Source organism: Pseudomonas sp. Pdm06 (assembly GCF_014851795.1).
GTDB classification, from domain to species: domain Bacteria; phylum Pseudomonadota; class Gammaproteobacteria; order Pseudomonadales; family Pseudomonadaceae; genus Aquipseudomonas; species Aquipseudomonas fluorescens_AA.
This window is the reverse complement of record NZ_JACVAH010000001.1, coordinates 153870-175891: the sequence shown is the minus strand read 5'-3', so window position 1 is coordinate 175891 and position 22022 is coordinate 153870. Positions and strand designations below refer to the sequence as shown.

Below are 22022 nucleotides of genomic sequence, written 5' to 3'. Positions count from 1 at the left end.
CCTAGTTCCGATCGGCGCGCAACAGCGCAACCAGCAGATAGATGAACAGCGCCACTGCCAGCAGCAGCGACACCCCGTCCAGAACACTCATGGGATTTCTCCGTGATACGGCGTCGTGCCGTGTGTGGAGTGATTGTCGGCAGGGAGGCTGTAAAGGAACGAGATCGAGAGAGGGCTTGGGGGATAAAGAAAGTGTAAAAAATGAGGGGTTGGTTGGCTGGGCTGGCCCTATCGCGAGCACGCTCGCTCCCACATTTTGATCTGTTGTGAATACAGAATCTGTGTCCACCCTGTGGGAGCGAGCTTGCTCGCGATCAGGCCCGGACAGGCACCGACGCTCCGAACTGGGGCACAAAACCAGGCCATCCGGTAGCGAACATCCCCGATACGACACGATTTCACCCATTACGACCGCCCCCCCCACACTGGCACGCCCACTGCACTGCCCCTCCCCAGCGCTTTTGCTATGGATCGAGGGGAGCCACCGATGAACACACAACTCAAACCCACCCTGGGCACCCTGCATTTATGGGGCATTGCCGTCGGCCTGGTGATTTCCGGCGAGTATTTCGGCTGGAGCTATGGCTGGGGCGTGGCCGGGACGCTGGGGTTCCTGGTGACGTCCTTCATGGTGGCGGCCATGTACACCTGCTTCATTTTCAGTTTCACTGAACTGACCACCGCCATCCCTCATGCCGGCGGGCCGTTTGCCTACAGCCGTCGCGCCTTCGGCGAGAAAGGCGGATTGATTGCAGGGCTGGCGACGCTGATCGAATTCGTCTTCGCACCGCCGGCCATTGCCCTGGCCATCGGCGCCTACCTGAACGTGCAGTTCCCGGCGCTGGACCCGAAACACGCAGCGGTCGGCGCCTATATCGTGTTCATGGGCTTGAATATCCTCGGGGTCAAATTGGCGGCGACGTTCGAGTTGATTGTCTGCGTCCTGGCGGTGGCCGAATTGCTGGTGTTCATGGGCGTCGTGGCCCCGGCGTTCAGTTTCAGCAGCTTCGCCCTGAACGGCTGGGCCGGTTCCGATGTATTTGGCGCACCGGCCATTGCCGGGATGTTCGCTGCGATTCCCTTCGCCATCTGGTTCTTCCTGGCCATCGAAGGTGCGGCCATGGCCGCCGAAGAAGCCAAGGACCCGAAACGCACGATTCCCAAGGCCTATATCAGCGGCATCCTGACGCTGGTGTTCCTGGCGATGGGTGTAATGTTCTTTGCCGGCGGCGTCGGCGATTGGCGCACCCTGTCGAACATCAACGATCCCCTGCCCCAAGCCATGAAAACCGTGGTCGGCGAAAGCTCCGGCTGGCTGCACATGCTGGTCTGGATCGGCCTGTTCGGCCTGGTGGCGAGCTTCCACGGGATCATCCTGGGCTACTCGCGGCAGTTCTTCGCCCTGGCCCGCGCCGGCTACCTGCCCGCCTCCCTGGCCAAACTGTCACGTTTCCAGACCCCGCACCGGGCGATCATCGCCGGTGGACTGATCGGCATTGCCGCGATCTACAGCGACGGTCTGATCAACCTCGGCGGCATGACCCTGACCGCGGCAATGATCACCATGGCCGTATTCGGTGCCATCGTCATGTACATCATGAGCATGCTCAGCCTGTTCAAGCTACGTAAAACCGAACCCAACCTGGAACGTACTTTCCGCGCACCGGGTTATCCGATCGTGCCGGGGATCGCCCTGTTGCTGGCGGTGGTGTGCCTGGTGGCGATGGCCTGGTTCAACGCGCTGATCGGGCTGATCTTCCTCGGGTTCATGGCAGTGGGCTTCGTCTATTTCATCCTCACCGCACAACTGCGCGCAGACGCGCCCGCCGATGCGATGCTGACCGGGCTTTGAGGTGAAGCCAGCCGAACGGGCGTAGTATTGAACCACTGCGAACAACCTTCGCTCATAAGTGGTAGGTGCGATGGATCGACGAATGTTCGTCCGTCCATCGCGCCATCAAGGAGAGCCCTATGCCCTGGTATGCCTGGTTGATTCTGATTGTTGCAATCGGCTCGATCGTTGGTGGTCTGATGATGCTTCGCGACACCGCCAACAAGGTCGAATTGACGGACGAGCAGCGCAAACGTGTTGCCGAGCGCAATGCGGAAATGGATGCGAAAGAAGCCAAGGATCGTTAACCGCGGCCTCACACACCGATCTCGTGGCGAGGGAGCTTGCTCCCGCTGGGGCGCGAAGCGGCCCTCAAAGCTACTGGCTCGGTGTGCCAGGCTGATTGAGTCGTGACTGTTGGGGCCGCTGCGCAGCCCAGCGGGAGCAAGCTCCCTCGCCACACAAGCTCCGGGCCTTGCCGCGCCGATGGCACTACTTCTCCCAATCCGCCTTGGCGATGTGCAAGCCATGCATCCCTTTGTACGCCGCCCGCTCAGGCTGGCTCCAGCCTTCCAGCAATGAATCCTCCAACCGATAGATCTCCACACCCAGCGGACGACAGACGCTGAGAGGATCCTGCGCATCCGGCCCCCACATGGCCAGCGACAGGTCACCCCCCGGGCAGGTGGACAGCGCACACAACAGATCGATCTCGGCAAAGAACTCCAGGTAATCACCCTTCTGCGCCGGACAGGCCTTCATGAAGTACATGTCGTCATGGTTGAGCCCGGTGCACTGGAAAATATTCAGCACGTCGTGCACGTCGAACTCGGTCAGGCCGTGGGGCAACACCGCACGGGTCAGGTTCGAATGGCAGTGATGGTGGAAATCCTCGCCGGTCAGCATCCTGTTCACATACGGATCACAGCGCGTACCCAGCAGATCGTGCAGTCGTCCGCCATGCTCATCGATGCCATAGCCGGCCAGGCTGTCATCGGTGATGGTCACCAAGGGTCGCAGGAATGGCAGGTTCGACCACAACCGATCATGGGTGCTGACGTGGGCGCCCTGAAGCTGGCGCGTACGCGCCGCCCACAGGCGCTCCCGCGAATCGTGGGCGTTCCAGACATTGAAGTCCCCCACCTGCGGGCCCACTGGCGTCGTGACGCGGAACACATGCCCGGCCGGTACGTGCCAGGCGCGACCGGTACGGATCGGCACCTCGAACTGTTCGATCAGGGTGCGCTTTTCCTGCTGGGTGCGGATGCGGTCGTAGAAGGGTTTGTCCACCTGCAGGGCAGAACCTTTGCTGACCTGGTAGGCGGCTGGATAGTCTTTGTACATGGCGCAGGTCCTTGATCAGGGGTGATGGGTGGGAGCCAGCCACTGCAAAAGCAGTTGCTCGGAATCGTCGAGGTAAAGGCCCATGGCTTCGTGAGCCGCAAGCTTGTCGCCTTCGGCCAGCGAATCATGGATGTACCGGTCACGAGCCAACCACGGAGCCTGGAAACACGCCTCATCGGGCGCGGAGCTGAACACCAGGCGCAGTTGTGCAACCACATTGGTGAAAAACTCATCGAGCAACGGACTGCGCATCAAGCCCACGATGTGCTGATGAAAAGCCAGGCCATGGGTACCGACCGAACGCCAGTCCTCACGTTCCCGAGCCAAATCCGCCGCCTCAAGGGCTTCAATCATCCGGTCGCATTGATACTCACGCAATGGTTGGCTGCCCAAGATGGCTTGAAGCTCCAGGGTGCGACGGACCCTGAACAGATCTCGCACATCATCGACACCCAACCTGCGAACCATCACCCCTTTGTTGCGTACGTAACGGGTCAACCCATCATGACCCAGACGGTGTAACGCTTCGCGGATGGTGTTGCGCGAAGCGTTGTAGGCTGAAACCAGGTTGTTCTCTATCAGGGCCATACCTGGCAACAAGCGGCCGCTGATGATGTCGGCGCGCAGCTCCAGGGTGATTTGGTCGGCTAAGGAAAGTCCGTTGGTCACGCTCAGGCCTCATGATTGTTCAACAATCTACTGGCTGTGAGTAATCACGTTCTGTGCCAAGTGATCTTGCGCGGTAATTTCGATTTGGGTTCCGGAAATCACTCAAGGATAGGCTTTCATCCTTCAGAACAAAAAGAGACCAGTCATTCGACTGGCCTCTTGTCATGCCTCAGTTTACTTCCAGCTTGTCGCGATTCTTGTCCAGGATCGCCTTGCCAATCCCCTTGACTTCCAACAATTCCTCTACCGACGAGAAAGCTCCATTACCCTCACGATATGCAACAATTGCCTTGGCCTTGGCCTCGCCTATTCCCAACAACTCGCGTTGCAACGTAGCGGCATCCGCCCCATTGAGATCCACCTTGGCGCTTTGCGGCTTCGCCGTCATTTCCGTCGCAGGCGACGCAGCCGTGGTCTGTGGCTTGACCGCCGGCGCAGCGATGGTGGCTATAGAGGCGCTGGTCAGAAGGGCAAAAATCAAAGAGTAGAAATAGCCTGTACGCATAAATGACGCTCCATGACATCGTTAAGAGAGAAGCAGCTTTTCCGAAGCTGCCTCTCAAACTTAGGCCATGAAGATAGCTTGTCAAAAATCAGAATGTTACAGAAAGCGTAAGAAATAGCGCGAATCCATCGAGGTGAAGTCGTGGTCGGCGGCATCCTTATGACCCTGAATATCGGGCTAAAAACTGGAAGCGCCAGGGAAGCGGCCTTGGCGGTTGCACGCATCGTGACCATACGGCAAACTTGCCGCGCTTTTAATTTTGGGGAAAGTGATGAGTTTAAAGATAAAGGGACTTGACGGTCTGCGGGGCATTTCGGTGCTACTTGTTATTATGTCCCACGCGGTCATCTGGCCTGTCATAGGGGTCACGAACCCTGCCTTCCTGTCAGTTTTGAGTCCTCATGTAGGTGTCAGCACCTTCTTTGTTCTATCTGGCTTCCTGATAACCTTTTTGCTCATTAAAGAGAAAGAGACTACTGGAAGAGTCGACATCTTTTCCTTTATAAAACGACGTGCCCTACGTATATTCCCACTCTATTATCTGGCTATTTTCTTCCTGATAATCATGGATGTAACGGGAAAAGCCGGAATAACCAATTGCATTTATCCCTATGCATTGACATACACCATAAACTTCGCCCCCAAGGCGTGCGCGTTTTCTGCAATGTCACACTTCTGGTCTCTGTCCGTTGAAGAACATTTTTATTTGTTCTGGCCAATAGTTTTTGCTTTTGGCAAACGAACCGCGATCACGACGATTTCGCTGCTGGTCCTCGGCTGCCTTTATTTCGGAACCAGTCTTTATGAACCTACAACGCTCTATTATTTGAGCCGGTGGACTTTTCCGGCAATGTTGCCGATTTTAGTCGGCTGCCTGGTTGCCTTTGTTTGCAACATTGAAAAGGTCAAGAGCATCTTCACAAATACGGCCACATCGGGAATATTACTCATCTCGATTTTGGCTGGACTCACTGCACCGGCCTTCATAAAAACGGAAGCTGCCTGGCTTGTCTCGGTAGGCGCCTTAGTTTTATATATCTATCACAATCAGGACTCTCTGCTGGTGAAGCTACTTGAGCTCAAACCTTTAGCAGCCGTTGGAGTCATCAGCTACGGTCTGTATGTATGGCAAGGCATTTTTACAGGTAACGGCCCTTATCGAACAGAACATGTTTTTCCGCCCAGCGTGGACATCGGCTTATGGCTAACTTTTGTAGTTGCCCCATTAAGCTACATATTCTTTGAAAAACCGCTATTGAAGCTAAAGAAAAAATATTCCTGGCAAGAGAAAAAGTCAAAGGACGATGAAGCTTTCAGTCCGGAGAAATTAACTGTCGCGAGAAATCTGGATTAACAATTAGCTTAAGATGCCTAGGGCCTGATCTCAGGCCCTAGGCATACGCACTTCGTCAAGGCTCAAGACGACGTTGTTGATAGATCCAGTCGACAATCTCCCCGTCAGGGGCGTATCCACTGACCGTGTCCCGCAGCAACTGACGGACTCTCGAGTAGTCATCATGCTCGATGGCGGCCAGCAACTCAGCCAACTTCGCCTTAAGCACATCCCATGGCAGATGATCTTCGTTGGCGCTCATGATCATCGGATGGGAGGTTGCGACAACGTTGTCGCCGATCAGCAACTCCTCGTAGAGCTTCTCGCCAGGACGCAACCCTGTGAACTCGATTGAAATATCGCCTTGAGGGTTTTTTTCCGAACGCACACTCAAGCCGGATAAGTGAATCATTTTTTCCGCCAGCTCGACAATCTTCACCGGCTCGCCCATATCCAGCACAAACACGTCCCCACCCAGCCCCATAGAGCCCGCTTGAATGACCAGTTGAGCGGCCTCGGGGATCGTCATGAAATAACGTGTGATCTTCGGATGGGTAACGGTTAATGGTCCACCTGATTTGATCTGTTTATGAAACAGTGGAATAACCGAACCGGATGACCCCAGTACATTACCGAAACGGACCATCGTAAAACGGGTTTTGTTGACGCGTGATACGTTGGCGTTGTCGCCAAACAGCACGGGCGCCAATTCACGGCTAAGGGCTTGCAAGGTCAGTTCGGCAAGGCGCTTGGTACTGCCCATCACATTCGTTGGACGTACGGCCTTATCCGTCGAAATCAATACAAAATTCGATACACCTGCCTGAAGCGCGGCTTGCGCAGTATTCAGCGTGCCGATCACATTGTTCAAAACGCCTTCGGCAATATTATGCTCCACCATCGGCACATGTTTATAAGCGGCTGCGTGATAGACCGTATCGACATTCCATGTCTTCATCACGTCCAGCAACTTGTCCTGATCCCGCACCGATCCGAGGATAGGTAATAATCGAACCGACAGCGACTCACGAGCAATTCGAGGCTCCAGTTCGGACAAAATGCTATAGAGATTGAATTCGCTATGTTCGAATAACAGCAGCGTGGTCGGCTTGAGAGCAAGGATTTGCCGACAAAGTTCGGAGCCGATCGAACCACCCGCCCCTGTCACTAAAACCGACTGTCCCGCGACGCAATGCTCAAGCAAATCAGCCTGGGCAGGTACCGGATCACGCCCGAGGAGATCCGCGATATCGACTTCCTGGATGTCGTCAACTTTGACTCGGCCGCTGGCCAGGTCCATGAAGCCGGGGACGCTACGCACATGCAGCGGAAAACCTTCAAGCAGCGTCAATATCTCTCGCCGGCGACCTCGCGAGGAGGACGGAACAGCAAGCAAAATCTCTTGCGCGCCGGTGGCATCAATCATTTTTTGAATATGTTTAGGTTGATAGACCTGCAACCCTGCAATGACTCTATCGGCGATGCTACTGTCATCGTCGATGAACGCGACCGGCCGCATCACTCGCCCCATGCGCAATGCAGCAACGAGTTGGTTACCAGCGGCCCCAGCACCATAAATAGCGACCTTGGGCAGGCCATCGTCACGACTGGTAAACGGCACATGCTGGGCTGCGGTAAACCAATCCCCAAGAAAATACTGACGCATCACCAGACGCAGCCCGCCAATCATGATCAGGCTCAACCACCAGTAGTTAAAAATGATAGAGCGTGGCACTACAGTCTTATGATTGCTGTACCAATACACCACAAGAGCCAGCAGCAAGGCCGAAAGGCTGACAGCCTTGCAAATGGTAATCAGCGCATCGTTACCGAAATAACGCATGACGGCGCGATACATGCCAAAACGGATGAAAATCGGGATGGCAATCAGTGGCGCGGAGGCAAAAAGCCAAAGATGCGTTTCGATCGGACTGGCCAAAGCCTCGACCCCCAGCCGCACGACGAACGCCAACCATAAGGCGACCCAGACCAGAACGACATCAGTGGCCACCTGGATAGCGCGCTTGTGGCGTCTCGGCAGCCCCAGCAGGACGGTTCTCAATTTGTCCATAAACCCTTCACGCACCTCGGCCAGCTCCTAAATCCAATCCATTTTCGATACACGCAGTTACATCTTCGTCCGTTGGACAATCGATAAACGAAAAACGCGAACCCTACAGCGAAATCAGGCTTTCTCAAGCTCACCGGCATGAAACCTGACCGCCAGCACCAGCAGTGGCACGTAAGCCAATATTAAAGCCAATGCTCCATCCATGTTCCACAACACGACACAAGCTGCCAAAGGCAGCAGCCAGAACAGATTGATTGCTGTCACCACCAGCGTAACCGGCAGGTGGCGGCCATAATGACGGGAAGCGAATTGATAGGCATGGCTGCGATGAGCCTCGTAGACCTTATCTCCACGTAGCAGGCGCCGTAACAATGTAAGGGTTGCATCGACAATAAAGACCCCCAGCAAAATCAGCCAGACCCACAGCAGCTTAGGTGAACTCCAAGCCGCCTGCAGCGACAGCATCCCCAGGATAATGCCAAGAAATCCACTACCCGCATCGCCCATGAAGATACGGGCGGGAGGAAAATTCCAATACAGGAACCCCGCTACAGCCATCGCTAGTACCAGCGGAGCCAAGATCAGGTTTTCAAAACCTCCCAACCAATAGAGCAGGCAGGCCCCAAGACAAGCACAAATCGCCTCGACGCTAGCAATTCCGTCGATCCCGTCCATGAAGTTATAAAGATTAAGCATCCAAACCAGATAAATCGCCGCGAGCACATGCCCTAGCCAGCCCAAATCCAATACGAAACCAAACAGCTCCAATGCAGGCAAGCCACCCAGCCAAAAAAGCGCCCAAATAGCACCGAGGAAATGTCCCAGCAATCTCCAGCGTGCCGCGATGTGGCCATGGTCGTCGAGAAAGCCCAGAAGCGCTATACCTGACCCCGCCCCTAACAAAGCCCAGGTGAATGTCCAACTGAGCCCCCCAAGAAAAGCCAGGATCGGCAACACCGATAGAAATCCCAATACGATCGCCACCCCACCACCGCGAGGGGTTGGAACCGAATGAGAACTTCGTGCGTTCGGAACATCCATCAGGCTTCGCGCCAAAGCGTAACGTCGCAAGCCACCGGTTAAGACCAACGAAACAAAAAACACAACAAACACTACAAAAAAAATTGTCATGAATTCAAACTCGACCTTTTTTTGATGAAAGGGTCATATAATCCGCGCCGGCTTTGGACAACGCTTCAGTTGTTCCAAGCGGCGGGGTCCAGTCAAGCAACTGATGCGCTTTGCGGGAATCGATAACCAAAGAACCAAACAATTGGGAAAACATATTCTCTCGCCCTAATAGCTTCGCCGCCACACGGATGACTCCAACGGGTACATAAATCAAGCGAGGTTTACGCCCCATACCATTGGCGATGGTACGCACAATATCTACAGTAGAGACATCCGCTCCATCGGAAATCAAAAATAGCTCCCCGGCCGCAGCAGGATGCTTAATGCAATGCACGATAAAGTCAATAAGATTATCCAGCGCTATCATGCTACGTTGGTTATTGGCTGCCAAGAAGGGAAGTGGCATACCGAGTCGAACAATCTTTAGCAAGCGTTGAAAGTTCCCAGGAGCATTCCCACCATAGACCAAGGGTGGACGGATAATAACCAGCTCCATGGAGGAATCTTTGACCAACTCCTTTAACGCCTCTTCAGCTTCAAATTTTGAAAGCGCATACGGTGTACTTGGGTTATTGCCACTCAACTCTGAAACCTTTGAATTCTTTGTCTCAGTGGCGTTGACACCAATTGAACTGACAAAAACAAACCTTTTGACACCCCGACGCATTGCCTCTCTGGCTAAGCGAAGAGTCGCGTTCACATTCGCACGCCTGAAAGCCGAAAGAGGATCCTCTTCCTTGTCATTCAGAATATGTGCCCTTCCCGCAAGATGTACAATTGTCTCAACACCAAGACATACCCCGTCCAAAGGGTCGCTTTCAAGATCCAGACAAACATAGTCAAAATCTTGTGACGGAATAATGGAGCTACGACCTATGCCCTTTACGGTGTAGCCGCGCTCCTTCAGAACCTTACAAAGTAAACTACCTATATAACCTGACGCCCCGGTTACCAACTGCATGCGATGCACCTTAATTAATTTTCCAGAATCCGCCGAGCCAGAGACGTATACTCAAAATTAGCCTCAAGGAAAAGGCGACCTTTCGCGCCCATCTCACGCAAAACAGTCTCATCAAGTAACAACATTTCCTGGAACGTATGTGCAAGCTGCTCAGGTTGACCGGGAACCACGGACATGCCGCAACCAGCCTCTTTTATTGGATCATTAAAGGCATGATAAGAAGCAATGACAGGGACCTCGGCAGCCATGTAATCATATAGTTTGTTTAAACTCACACCGAATCTGTAAATAGGCAGGTCATGCATAACAAAAAACCCGGCATCGACAACACGAAGAGCTTGCTGGATCTCTGCTTTATCGACCTGCGGGTAAAAAAGAACAAAATCGTAACCGAGTTTACGACAGCGAGCATTAAGCTCAGCGCTTTGCTCCCCCTTACCAACGATGATAAATTTTACTGACACACCCTCTGGAACCTCAAAAAAATGCAGCGCATCCAAAAACAGGTGCATCGCATTGGGTTCACCCAAGGCGCCGGCGTAAAAAAACAAAAAATCGCCTTGCGATTTAAATCTCGTCAGGTCATCTAATAAATTAGAGCCCTGAGACTCACCGCTTGCATTTACATCATTAAGCGAAAAACCATTAGGAACGTATCGGAACTTCCCCGGTTTCATTCCCCGTGACACCATGTGCTGTTTGGCACCCGGCAAAAGGGAAATCACAGCATCCGCTGAAAAATATGCGAACTTCTCAATAAACGACAAAACCACAACGACGGGGTGGAATTTATTGAATCCAGCAATTTCCACCAAACTCAAAGGCCAGATATCCCTAACCTCAAATAGAATCTTCGATCTGAATAATTTTGCACATAGAAAGGCAGCAGGGTAGCCAAAGGGATGCGCAGAAGAATACAAAACCAGATCCGGCCTTTTCTTCAACCCCAAGCGCAGAAGAAAAAAGAAGAGAAAAAAGCCGAAACACAACATGGACAAAAATCGCCCCAGGCCATTCCCTTTATATTTAGGAGCTGGAACAAAATTATATGAAACGCCTTCCAGGACCTGGCACCCCGCCTTCCCTGAGTCATCGTCCATCAAATGGTGATAGCCAGGCGTGATTATCTCCACATCATGTCCCTGAGCCTGCCATGCGTTCGCCAGATAAAAGGAGCGCCAATAGCGCCCGACTCCAGGGCCGCCAGCATAAGGGTTGATATACCAAATATTCATTGTGCTTCCCAACACGACCATAAGCGCTTATCTAACTCATGACAGCTCATGAGTGAGAAAGACAATCAGCTATGAATGACGCCGCCTGACCACCACCGTATAAGTTTTCGTTGTCATGCACGGTGCGATTGATACCATCACGTACCGCAGCAGTAATTAAACCAGAGTCAGCCCCGCACAACACATTCGCCCCTGACTCAACGAGCTCGACCCATTCGGTTTGGTCGCGCATGGTTACACAAGGTTTTGAAAAGAAAAAAGCCTCCTTCTGGACACCACCGCTATCAGTTAATACCAAACCACAGCGTTGAAGGAGCCAGATCATCTCCAGGTACCCGACTGGATCAATCACATTGACTTCCAATGCGAGACCTGTTTTTTCGATCATGTTCCGGGTACGAGGATGCAAAGGTAATACAACCGGTGCCACTGTATTATGAATAGTATTCAGTGCATCAACGATAGACTTCAACCTAACAGGGTCATCGGTATTTTCCGCTCTATGCAGTGTTGCCAGGACAAAACCGTCGGAAAGATTGAAACCCTCCGGCTTAGATGCACGACGAGCAAAGAACATAGCGCTGTCCTGCATGACATCGCCCGAATTCCATATTTTTACAGGCTTGTCCGAAAAGCCTTCCTTAGCCAGATTATTAATCGCAGTTTGCGTAGGGCAAAAGAGAAGATCACTCATCTGATCAGTCAAAATACGATTGATCTCCTCGGGCATGCGCATGTTAAAACTCCGCAGGCCGGCTTCAATATGGGCCACCGGGATATGAAGCTTGGCCGCTGCCAAAGCACCCGCCAGGGTTGAGTTCGTATCACCGTAAACCAGCACCCGATCCGGCTTCTCCTGAATCATGACCCGCTCAATTTCCATCAGCATTCGGCCAGTCATTTCACCATGCGAACCGCCATGGATATCTAATTGAAAATCCGGTCTAGGAATACCCAGTTGATCAAAAAAAATCTCCGACATATTGGCATCAAAATGCTGCCCGGTATGGATGATTTTTTCGGATAATCCGACCTGCTCAATAATCGCCTTGGATACAACGCTGGCCTTGATAAACTGAGGTCGAGCACCAATAATCGTGAGTAGTTTCATAATATTATTATCCCTTGGCCAAGCCGGCGTAGAATTTCAGTAATCGACGCCCTTCAACGTCCCAGTTATAGCGCTCAGTGACGGCCTTCTGACCGTTACGCCCCATCTGCTCGGCACGTTCAGGGTTCTCTATAATAAAATCGATCGCGTCGGCAATAGACTGCGGATTCAGCGGGTCTACACAAACCCCACAGTCATTTCCTTCAATAATTTCACGCCACAGGGGAAAATTAGAAGCAATAACCGGGATTCCCGAAGACATATACTCGAACATCTTGTTGGGCTGGGCATCGACATGATTGGGCAACGGATAAAAAGTTACCAAACCTGCAGCCGACCGCCCCAAAATATCACGCACCTCGGAACGCCCCAACTGGCCACATTGATTAACGGAAGACCATCCATTCTTTCTCTTAACATCGACCTCAACACCGGGCTCAGAAAAATTACCCACCAGATTCAGCCGCGAACCCGTATGAACAAGCCCCATCGCCTCAACAACTTCGCGAATACCTCGGATCGAGGTGATCCCGCCCACATAGCAAACTTCTTGTTTCTTTTCGCCCCATGCGACATCAGCAGCAAGTTCGCCCACCAAGGGAAAGTTATTAATATCTACAACATTCGCATTGATAGACAAAAACTTATCTCGTATATATGGCGTCGCGGTCAAAATGCCATCCATCTTACGACAGGCGAAACGTTCATAAACGGAAAACAGGAAAGAAATAACTCTGCGCGAGACCGGACGCAAATAGGGCTTACTTAATATTTGCTTGGGGACATCCTCATGGGAGTCAAAAATTACAATTTTTCCAAGCTTCTTTAATTTCAACCCGACTGGAATCAATTCAGGATCGTGCAAATGATAAATATCAGCCTGAAGAGAGGCAGCTTTTTTGTAAACCATCTTGGTAGTTTTGAACATTCGATTCAAGCGTCCACGCAAGAATCCCACATCCACAATATTGACTCCATCAGCCTTTTCGTCGCCCTTACCATCAGCGACTACTAACGAAACGTCATAACCATGCGCAGCCAATGTCTTGCATTCTTTCTGAAAAATGCGAATATCGAAACGAGAATGAGCTGAAGTTACATGTGCCACTTTCAAAAAGTCGTCTCCATTATTTTATTTTTAAGAATAAACACTGAGACGCCGTCCCAGAAGCTTTTGTAGGAAGACTTGAGACTTTTTGGCAACCCCCTGCAATTTATCCCAGCTCTTAAAGTCAGAATAATCATGAATCGGGGCTTGCATTAGCTCATCGAATTGCTGTCGGTTGACTCGCATTTTTTTACAGAAATAGTCAATATCATTCTCTAGTTCATCGGCGGCATATAAAGGCTCTGCAAGCTTAACAACCGCCTCCTCACGTGACATTTGCCCAGAAAGAATCATGCTGGAATAGTGCAGCTTACGCTTGTCATAACCGAACTTGGTAGGGAGATAGTAGTTCTGAAACAGCTTGGTGAAGATGGACTCACCATGCTTGCGAGCATATGACCTATACCCCACTGTTTCCTGAAGGTACTTTTCCGCTTCGCGCTTATCATATTCCATAAAGTTCAGCGGTCTTACAGTTCGCATTCCTTTAGCAAAAGGATACCAAAAATAATACTCAAAAAAGCTAATAGTCTTATAATCACGCAAAGGCTTGGAACCGTACGTTCTATGAATGTCTTTTAGGTTAATAGCATCCATCGCACTTCCATGCCAAGAATCTGGAAATACTGCCTCGGTTGCAAGATTCCCACCGCTCAGAATGTATTTGATATCATTCTTTACCGCAAAGTGATACATGCTCGAAAAAAAAGCATGATCTTGAGGAACGTCTTGATTGGCTACTGCAGCCTTCATATAAGAAAGCTGCAAGTCACGCATCTCCTCCCAGTTCATGACGTGGGTATGAAGATCGTATCCGCAATGCTTAATAATTTTCTCAATGTTACTAACTGCAAGCTCGCTATTCCAACCTGCATCGACGTGCACGACTAATGGACGCAGTCCGAAATCCTTGATCTTTACAGCCAAATAAGAGCTGTCAACCCCACCACTCAAACCGATAATGCAATCGTATTCTTTACCAGCCCCTTCCTTCTTTATCTTGTCCACAATGTTTTGCAGCCGGGTCTTTCCGTCGACCCCGCTAAACAATTGAAGAGACTGTACCTCATCAAATCTATGACAATGATTGCAAACGCCATGTTCGTCAAACTTGATATTCGCGTCAGTCTCATCCATCACACAGCGTGAACATACTTTATACACAGTCTTCCCTCTCGAATTCATTACAACTACTTTTCGCTTTCAAATCAATAATGACGGTACGAGCAGGCTCTAGATACTCATCAAGACTCAAGAAAAGCAATTTATTTACTTCCGGACATGGACTGATTAAGGTCCGGATAACTTATCAAAACCGCTTTATGCTTTCCGTGAAAAACAAAAAAACTTCCCGCTGCGACCGCTGACACGCCCGCTTTTTCAAAGGGTTCGTTAAGATCAGCTATTGAACCCGCCCCACCACATGCGACGACAGGTATATGAACCCCAGCAACAACCGACTTGATGAGCGGTATGTCAAACCCTTGCATAGTTCCATCGCGATCTATGGAGTTCAGGAATATTTCCCCGGCTCCGGCATCCTCGACCCTCTTTGCCCACTCAACTGGTGAAACTTTTGTATCTTTCGTACCTGATTGAGAATAGACCGAATAGCGGCCGAGTAAACTTTTTTTACAATCGATAGAACAGACGACGCTTTGAGAACCGAATTGATCAGCTATTTTTCGAAGAAGCTCGACATCTGCCAAAGCTGCGGTATTCAGGGCTATTTTTTCAACGCCCAAAGCAAAAACACGTTGTGCGTGCTCAAGCGTACGAATACCACCACCATAACAAATAGGCATGAAACATTCGCCGGCCACTTCCGCTAACAGCTCATAGTCAGGTTCACGACCTAATATAGACGCTTCTATATCCAGCAGAACCAACTCGTCAACTTCTTTTTCATTGAAAATACGAATAGCATTAACAGGGTCGCCCACATATTTCGGAGACTTAAACTTCACCGTTTTAACCAGTCCCCTGTCCTTTAACAGCAAACATGGAATTACGCGCTTTCTCTGCATCAGATTAACTCGACGAAATTCTTGAAAAGCTGCATGCCGAAGCGATGACTCTTTTCAGGATGGAACTGAAAACCGAAAATATTATCTTTGGCGACCGCAGCCGTAAACTTTTGCCCATAATCAGCCGTCAGAAGCGTGTCGTGCTCATTGTCAGGGCACATGTAATAGCCATGAACAAAATAATAGCGACTTTCCTCTGTCAGACCTCGAACCAATGGATGCTCATAATTACAGGAGACATGGCTCCAACCCATGTGAGGCACTTTTCGTTCTGGGCGCTTCTCAAAACGCTTGATATCCATATCAATCCAGCCTAGCCCTGGCTCGACACCCTCCTCAGAACGACGCCCCAGCATCTGCGACCCCAAGCATACTCCCATCACAGGTTTACGAGCGACAAGCACCTGTTGATTAAGTACATCTATGAGACCGCTCTCACGCAGGGTTTTCATTCCGGCATCAAACGCACCAACACCGGGCAAAATCAGCTTTTCTGCGTTTACAATATCGTCGACGAGGTTGGAGGACTTGGCCTTCGCCCCAACTCGCTTCAACATATTCAGCACCGAGGCTATATTCCCCACGCCATAATCGACCACTACAATCATGAGGAAACTCCTTTAGCACAACGATATGACATCGCAAAATAAATAACATACATTATGGCATAGCTTGCCGAGTACCACCACAGGGCCTCCATCACCTCCCCCGCGAGCAGAAAGCATGCCGCCGTGATGACCAGTAACCCCAGTTGCCAAATCAGGTCCAATCCTTGTCGTTGGGCAATATAGATAGTGTAACTAAGAGGACTCACGACAAAGCGCATATAAAACATGGGAATAAGTAAAATTGCATACTTCCCTGACTCAATCCACTCTGTACCAAATACAAACATGAACGCCCACTCACCCAACCACCAAAATAAAAGAAATGGCGGAAAGGCTAATAGGGAGAGGACAATGAAAGTACGCAAGAAAACGGAACGGCAAGAGCCCGTAACCCTGTAATCCCGAGCAGCTTGCTCTTTGAACACATCCAGGACTGAAGTAGCAAGCAGGGTAATGGGTGCCCCCATCATTTTTATTGTCAGCGCGAACCAACCTGCAGCCTCCGCGCCAAATCGGGAGGCTATCAAGATGACAGGTAATTGGCTGGCGATGGTGTTGATCAGATCAGCGGGCAGCGAGAACTTTGGAAAGTCCCTGTATCTGTACGCGACGCTTCTAACTGAACCAATACTTTCACTCCAGCATGCTTTTAGCCAAGAGCGATCAAACCAAAAAAATACCAATAGCGTAGCCAATAGCACACCAACCGCTTGGCCGTAGATCAGGCCGCTGACTCCCAACGCGAAATAACCAGCCACCACCTGTGCCACCGCGACAGCGCCCGCCAGAGCAATTCTGGCAACGCCAAGTTTGTTAAAGGCTTGTTGAAAAGCCAATAACGAAAGGAGTCCTTTATTAGCGCCCATCCCAAAGACCACAAAAGCCAGGACAAGGGAGTAACTTTTGACTATCGGCGGAATTTCCTCAACAAACGAACTCGCAACCGCGATTAAAAAGGTAGCTAAAATCGACAGTGCAACGGTTATCAGCAAGACCAGTTTAATGATCGATTTCGAATCATCATTCGTATCACCGCTGAACAACGCCAACTCATAACGCCCCGTGACCAAAACAGCCATTATCGTAGCGAATGAAAGCCAAACGTTAAATGAGCCCAATTCTTCTGGAGAGTACAGCCTTACCAGAAGCAGCATCACACCCAACGATATCAACTGGGCCCCTAAAGTCCCGACGAGCACACTTCTTACTCGAGAAAAGAATTGGCTCTTCAAGCTACGCTCCTAGTCCTGCTTTTGGACTCCCTGGAGAACGCCATCAACATCAAAAGCAACAGCATGAAAAAAATACCAGAACCTAACAAAACTGTTGGTAACGATTGCTCAACAATCTTAGTTACGAAGAGTAATGCAACGGGCATCGCAATGAACATGGAGCGTTTCATGTAAAGAAGATTCAGCAGCATGACAATCGCAGCAACAATAAAAGCTTCGATTATCACTGCTGTGTATCCAAGTCTCAGATAGGCCACCGCAAAAAAATTGACGTTGGCATTAGTTTCCGAATTATTATAAATATACTCACCAATTCGAAATGTGATCGATTCACTTTTACTAAATCCAGACAAAAGACCTATAGCTGTATCGCTATAATTATTAATCCCGTACGAGTCGTAAAATAACTCCGCAGCCCCCAACATTGTAGAGGGCACGGTATAGGCGCGCCTAATAAGATAGTCATTCAGGTAAGAATAGCCCATAAGCTCGAACTCAAGAAAGCCTGCAAGCAACAAACCTATTGCACCAAACAGCAACCAAGAGACATTGACTTTCCCATAATATCTAAAATAGGTCATCAGGACATAAACCAAAAACAAAACAACAAAGGGATATTTCTGCCCAAAGGCTCCCCACAGGATCAAAACGTTAACGACCCCAAGCCAAAAGAAAAAGTTGGACTTCTTGTAGACTCCCCAAGCAAACAAAACAGGAAAGAATGCCTGCGTCCCTATCGACGCAATATATCCATCTATAGATCCTGCTGAAAAAACGTCGCGTGCGATAGCACGTCGAAGGTATTGACCAGAAAAATCAAGAGAAAAAAACGACATACTTTTGAGCAGAATAAACACCAAAACCAATATATTAACTACTGAAACAATAAACAGATATCTTTCACCACTGCTGGATTGACCGCTGTCACGACGAAATTTAATCTTATTAAGAAGTGAGACAAGAACAACACCCATCAGCACTGACAAACACAGCCCAGAAAATGGACTGGCCTCTGGGTAAAATGCGTTTGCCCCGTTCAAAACAAGCGCATGAGGCACGATAACCAAAAACAGCAATGCTACGACAATATCTCCTGGCTTACTTATACTTGAACCGCATAAAAGAGAGCTACCCACAGCTAAAAACAACAAGTAAACGACCTGGAGGCCATCAAAATCTTTTTGGGAGGCCCCCATATAATCATACAACAAGTACAGATAATTATTATTCATCCATAGCAACAGGACAAAATAGATAAAAAAATACAAAGCATTCAAAAAAGTTGCTTTATCAACTTTTAAAGAAATATACATAGCTCAACCAGCTACCGCAGCACAAATAATTGCCACAGCCTCATCATCCAGATACGGATGCATTGGCAAACTCATGACCTGTTCTGCGACGCGGTCTCCCGTGGGTAAATGGACATTTGCATCGGCTACGGCAGGCTGCTTGTTCAACGGGATAGGATAATGAACAGCCGTCGGAATTCCCTGCTTCTTTAACTTATCTTGTAACTGATCACGCCCGTCAACAAGAATTGTATATTGAGCATAGGCACTGGTGTTCCATCCTTCCACATAAGGGACTGTCTTTATTCCCAGGGCCTCGAGTGACTCACCGTACAACCTTGCAACACGCTGACGTTGCTCAAGCTCCTTTTCAAAAATTTCAAGTTTGGGCAAAAGAATTGCCGCTTGCAGCGTATCCAGGCGACTATTAACTCCCACGCGCACATGGTGATAGCGGCGGTCCTGCCCGTGCCTGGCGATTTGACGCAGTACTTTGGCCAATTCGTCATCATTGGTAAAAATCGCGCCACCATCCCCATAGCATCCCAGCGGCTTGCTTGGAAAGAAGCTAGTACACGCTATTGTGGTGAGGTTGCAGGAGCGTTTCCCTTTGTAGGTAGCCCCAAAGCTTTGTGCTGCGTCTTCGATTACTGGGATTGAGTATTTAACGGCAATCGCATTAATCGCATCGTAGTCTGCACATTGCCCGTATAGAGAAACCGGAATGATAGCTTTCGTACGCGGGGTAATTGCTGCTTCCAGCTTTTGCGGGTCAAGATTATATGTGCGTGGATCAATATCCACATACACCGGTTTTGCGCCGAGTAAGGCAACTGTCTCGGCGGTCGCAATATAGGTGAAACCAGGTGTTATAACTTCGTCACCCGGGCCAATTCCCAGCGCCATTTGAGCGATTTGCAAGGCGTCTGTGCCATTGGCGCAAGTTATGCAGTGTTTAGCGCCAACAAACTGAGCGAGTTTTTCCTCGAGTTCCGCTACCTCTGGGCCGAGAATGTACTGGCCGTGGCTCAAGACGCGCTGGATGCCGGCATCGATCTTGTCCTTGATACGTGCTTGCTGGGTTTTCAGGTCAATGAATTCAATCATGCTCAGGCATCCGTCTTGTTCAAAAGTTTTCCGTTCAGCACGTAGCGCGCTCCCGTATGCGAGCAGAAGGCCTCACCCTGCTCGTTCAACTGCAATTGCTCGCCAAATTCGCTCATCCAGCCAATCTGCCGTGCGGGCACACCCACCATCAATGCATAGGCCGGTACATCCTTGTTGATGACCGCGCCGGCACCGACGAAGGCATATTCACCAATGGTAACGCCGCAGACGATGGTGCAATTGGCGCCAAGCGTCGCGCCCTTTTTTACCAGCGTATCGAGGTACTGGTCCTTGCGCTCGATCAGCGAACGCGGATTATAGACATTGGTGAAGACCATGCTGGGGCCACAGAATACGCCCTCTTCCAGCGTGACATTGTCGTAGACCGAAACATTGTTCTGGATCTTACAGCGGTCGCCGATCACGACTTTGTTGCCCACGAACACATTCTGACCGAGCGAAACGCCAACACCGATGCGGGCGCCCGCGCAAACATGGACAAAGTGCCAGACACGGGAGTTTTCACCGATCTGCGCGCCCTCATCGACGATCGCGCTTGGGTGCTGATAGTAACTCATGGCTTCAGACTCACATTAGACTGAGGTTGATCGAAAGCACGCTGCAGTGGCTCGGCAGCATAGTGCCCATAACGACGTGCACCTACCTCGTTGAGGTGGTGGCTGTCACGGTAGATGAGCAGACCTTGCTGGTAAGGCGCAGCGGCAAAGAAGCTGCTATTGGAAAGGTCCAGGAAACGCACGCCCGGCGTGCGGTCGACAATGGCCTGCACTTGCTGGTTGGCAACCTGCCACTCACGATTGAATGTCAATGGCGCCGGCAGGCCAAGCTCGGTAAAGCGCCTTACCCGCTGCACGTCTGTTTCAAACATTGGTACCTGAGCAAGCACCACGATATGTTTATGGGCTCCTGCAGTATCGACGAGAAATTCGGCAAACGCCTTGGCGAATGCTTGGCTCTGCATCTGGTACTGCCACATGCCTGCGACAATCACCCGCTCCACCTTCGGCAACTCACGAGCCACGGCCTCGATCTGCGCGCGGCAAGGTTTTTGCGCCCAGGCTGGCAGGCGTTCAATGTCAAAGCCGGGGATAGGCACGCAACTGCTGGCAGTGAGCACGCGGTAAGCAACGCCCTGCTCTTCGCCCACCTGGTCAAAGAAGTAGTTCAATTGGGCAGCATGGCTATCACCAATTACCAGAACGGACACTTCGGCATCCGCCTTGCCTCGCTTGCACGCGCCCACTTGGGTGCCATGGCAGATAAGCTCTGGAGCAGCATAACGGGTGAGTTCCACAGACAACGGAGCGACCAGCGAGGCGTTGACACGTTGTCCGCCCCACGCCACCAGCGCGACCACAGCACCGGTTACAGCCCACTTGGGCAGCTGGCGCATCATGCCGGAAGCGTTTCTGGCGGGTGTTTCGACCAAGCGATAGGAAAGCCATGCCAGCAGTACAGAGCTGGCCACGAAAATCGGCAACCATGCAGCCGTCAGCTCGTACTGCCCCGTGTAATAGCGAATGAACGCCAGCACCGGCCAATGCCACAGGTACAACGAATAGGAAATACCACCGATCCAGACCATCGGCCGAGTGGCTAGCAACGCGCTGACCGGACCACGCCGGGCAACGATGAGCAGCCCTGCCGCGACACAAGGCAGGATAGACCAGAAGCCTGGAAAGTGTTGCTTATCGATAGCCAGCACCGCCCAAGCCAGCAGGATTGCGCCCAGCCCACCGAATACGCTTGCAATTAACATGGGCAGCTCGCGCTGGCGCATCAGCAAGGCAACGATGGCACCGACCATGAATTCGGGAATCCGTGCCGACAGGGCAAAGTACATCCCTTCTTGCGATTCGCCCAGTCCACGGTAGCCGCTCCAGGCAAACAGACTGGCGGCTAGCAAGGCAAACGTTATGAGACGCCATTGCTTTGGCAAGCAAATGACCAGCACCGGGAAGAACAGATAGAACTGCATCTCGATGGCCAATGACCAGGTATGCAGAAGCGGCAATTCATCGGCCCGCGGCGCGAAATAACTGCCGAAGCCAGAGAAGTACTGGTTGCTGGTAAACAACGCCGAGGACTTCAGGCTGTCGAGGAAAAATGCGAAGTCATCAGGCAGAAACAGGAGCGCGGACAGCGCGGACACCACCACCAGCATGACGAAATACGCCGGCAGAATGCGCTTGATGCGGCTGGCATAGAATGAAACGAGATCGACCTTGTCGCTTCGCTCGGTCAACAATGCCGTTATGATGAAGCCAGAGATGACAAAAAAGATGTCGACGCCGACATAGCCGGCTTTCAGCCAGCCACTATTGGCGTGATAAAGCATGACCGCCAGCACCGCGATTGCACGCAAGCCCTGAATATCGAGACGAATGCTGCGCACGCGGCGCATCGCACCCGCTTCGTTTGGCTTGTTGAAATTAT

21 protein-coding genes are annotated in these 22022 nt (G+C 51.0%); 3 read left to right on the top strand and 18 right to left on the bottom strand.

All coding sequences use genetic code 11. From position 1 onward, the window contains the following. Position 1: 1 nt before the first annotated feature. Positions 2-91 carry a K(+)-transporting ATPase subunit F gene (gene kdpF / locus IB266_RS00760; RefSeq protein WP_003218754.1) on the bottom strand — a complete coding sequence of 30 codons (90 nt, stop codon included), beginning with the start codon at positions 89-91 and terminating at the stop codon, positions 2-4. A 396-nt stretch (positions 92-487) separates the two neighbouring features. Between kdpF and eat the strand changes: the two genes are divergently transcribed. Continuing rightward, on the top strand, positions 488-1852 hold the full coding sequence (eat, locus tag IB266_RS00755) for an ethanolamine permease (protein ID WP_192259558.1): 1365 nt from the start codon (positions 488-490) through the stop codon (positions 1850-1852). 119 nt (positions 1853-1971) lie between these two features. Further along, on the top strand, positions 1972-2139 hold the full coding sequence (locus tag IB266_RS00750; protein ID WP_003183831.1) for a DUF2897 family protein: 168 nt from the start codon (positions 1972-1974) through the stop codon (positions 2137-2139). 184 nt (positions 2140-2323) lie between these two features. Here IB266_RS00750 and IB266_RS00745 read toward each other — a convergent pair whose 3' ends face one another. The 3 genes from IB266_RS00745 to IB266_RS00735 form a co-directional block, all read right to left on the bottom strand. Further along, positions 2324-3175, bottom strand: coding sequence for an urea carboxylase-associated family protein (locus IB266_RS00745; RefSeq protein ID WP_192259556.1), 852 nt, complete (start codon positions 3173-3175; stop codon positions 2324-2326). 15 nt (positions 3176-3190) lie between these two features. After that, the gene (locus IB266_RS00740; RefSeq protein WP_192259554.1) at positions 3191-3844 is read right to left on the bottom strand and encodes a GntR family transcriptional regulator; all 654 of its coding nucleotides are present in this window, start codon (positions 3842-3844) and stop codon (positions 3191-3193) included. A 169-nt stretch (positions 3845-4013) separates the two neighbouring features. Beyond that, positions 4014-4349 (bottom strand): ComEA family DNA-binding protein, encoded by a 336-nt coding sequence (locus tag IB266_RS00735; protein WP_060738571.1) that lies wholly within the window; start codon positions 4347-4349, stop codon positions 4014-4016. 271 nt (positions 4350-4620) lie between these two features. Here IB266_RS00735 and IB266_RS00730 point away from each other — a divergent pair, with 271 nt between their 5' ends. Then, entirely contained in the window at positions 4621-5703 is a 1083-nt protein-coding gene (locus tag IB266_RS00730; RefSeq protein WP_192259552.1) for an acyltransferase family protein, read from the top strand. A gap of 55 nt (positions 5704-5758) precedes the next feature. Here IB266_RS00730 and IB266_RS00725 read toward each other — a convergent pair whose 3' ends face one another. The 14 genes from IB266_RS00725 to IB266_RS00660 all read right to left on the bottom strand — a co-directional run bounded on the left by IB266_RS00725 (position 5759) and on the right by IB266_RS00660 (position 21990). Beyond that, positions 5759-7753 carry a polysaccharide biosynthesis protein gene (locus IB266_RS00725; RefSeq protein ID WP_192260103.1) on the bottom strand — a complete coding sequence of 665 codons (1995 nt, stop codon included), beginning with the start codon at positions 7751-7753 and terminating at the stop codon, positions 5759-5761. Positions 7754-7867: 114 nt separating this feature from the next. After that, positions 7868-8884 carry an MraY family glycosyltransferase gene (locus IB266_RS00720; protein ID WP_192259550.1) on the bottom strand — a complete coding sequence of 339 codons (1017 nt, stop codon included), beginning with the start codon at positions 8882-8884 and terminating at the stop codon, positions 7868-7870. Positions 8885-8888: 4 nt separating this feature from the next. Beyond that, positions 8889-9845, bottom strand: coding sequence for an NAD-dependent epimerase/dehydratase family protein (locus IB266_RS00715; protein WP_192259548.1), 957 nt, complete (start codon positions 9843-9845; stop codon positions 8889-8891). Between the two features lie 14 nt (positions 9846-9859). Then, entirely contained in the window at positions 9860-11080 is a 1221-nt protein-coding gene (locus tag IB266_RS00710) for a glycosyltransferase family 4 protein (RefSeq protein WP_192259546.1), read from the bottom strand. 46 nt (positions 11081-11126) lie between these two features. Continuing rightward, entirely contained in the window at positions 11127-12191 is a 1065-nt protein-coding gene (gene wecB / locus IB266_RS00705) for a non-hydrolyzing UDP-N-acetylglucosamine 2-epimerase (RefSeq protein ID WP_192259544.1), read from the bottom strand. 7 nt (positions 12192-12198) lie between these two features. Beyond that, positions 12199-13299 carry a glycosyltransferase family 4 protein gene (locus tag IB266_RS00700; RefSeq protein WP_318646568.1) on the bottom strand — a complete coding sequence of 367 codons (1101 nt, stop codon included), beginning with the start codon at positions 13297-13299 and terminating at the stop codon, positions 12199-12201. 30 nt (positions 13300-13329) lie between these two features. Continuing rightward, positions 13330-14463: an N-acetyl sugar amidotransferase gene (locus IB266_RS00695; protein WP_192259540.1), complete on the bottom strand. Its 1134-nt coding sequence runs from the start codon at positions 14461-14463 to the stop codon at positions 13330-13332. 101 nt (positions 14464-14564) lie between these two features. Then, the gene (locus IB266_RS00690; protein ID WP_060738580.1) at positions 14565-15326 is read right to left on the bottom strand and encodes an AglZ/HisF2 family acetamidino modification protein; all 762 of its coding nucleotides are present in this window, start codon (positions 15324-15326) and stop codon (positions 14565-14567) included. After that, positions 15326-15934, bottom strand: a complete 609-nt coding sequence (hisH, locus tag IB266_RS00685; RefSeq protein ID WP_092167544.1) for an imidazole glycerol phosphate synthase subunit HisH — start codon at positions 15932-15934, stop codon at positions 15326-15328. Before hisH ends, IB266_RS00690 begins: the two co-directional genes overlap by 1 nt. After that, positions 15931-17166 carry an oligosaccharide flippase family protein gene (locus IB266_RS00680; RefSeq protein ID WP_225613365.1) on the bottom strand — a complete coding sequence of 412 codons (1236 nt, stop codon included), beginning with the start codon at positions 17164-17166 and terminating at the stop codon, positions 15931-15933. The genes hisH and IB266_RS00680 overlap by 4 nt, the downstream gene beginning before the upstream one ends. Further along, positions 17163-18479: a hypothetical protein gene (locus tag IB266_RS00675; protein WP_192259538.1), complete on the bottom strand. Its 1317-nt coding sequence runs from the start codon at positions 18477-18479 to the stop codon at positions 17163-17165. The genes IB266_RS00680 and IB266_RS00675 overlap by 4 nt, the downstream gene beginning before the upstream one ends. A gap of 3 nt (positions 18480-18482) precedes the next feature. Further along, positions 18483-19565: a DegT/DnrJ/EryC1/StrS family aminotransferase gene (locus IB266_RS00670; RefSeq protein WP_192259536.1), complete on the bottom strand. Its 1083-nt coding sequence runs from the start codon at positions 19563-19565 to the stop codon at positions 18483-18485. A 2-nt stretch (positions 19566-19567) separates the two neighbouring features. Further along, the gene (wbpD, locus tag IB266_RS00665) at positions 19568-20143 is read right to left on the bottom strand and encodes a UDP-2-acetamido-3-amino-2,3-dideoxy-D-glucuronate N-acetyltransferase (protein ID WP_060738584.1); all 576 of its coding nucleotides are present in this window, start codon (positions 20141-20143) and stop codon (positions 19568-19570) included. Beyond that, positions 20140-21990 (bottom strand): acyltransferase family protein, encoded by a 1851-nt coding sequence (locus tag IB266_RS00660; RefSeq protein WP_192260099.1) that lies wholly within the window; start codon positions 21988-21990, stop codon positions 20140-20142. The genes wbpD and IB266_RS00660 overlap by 4 nt, the downstream gene beginning before the upstream one ends. Positions 21991-22022: the final 32 nt, after the last annotated feature.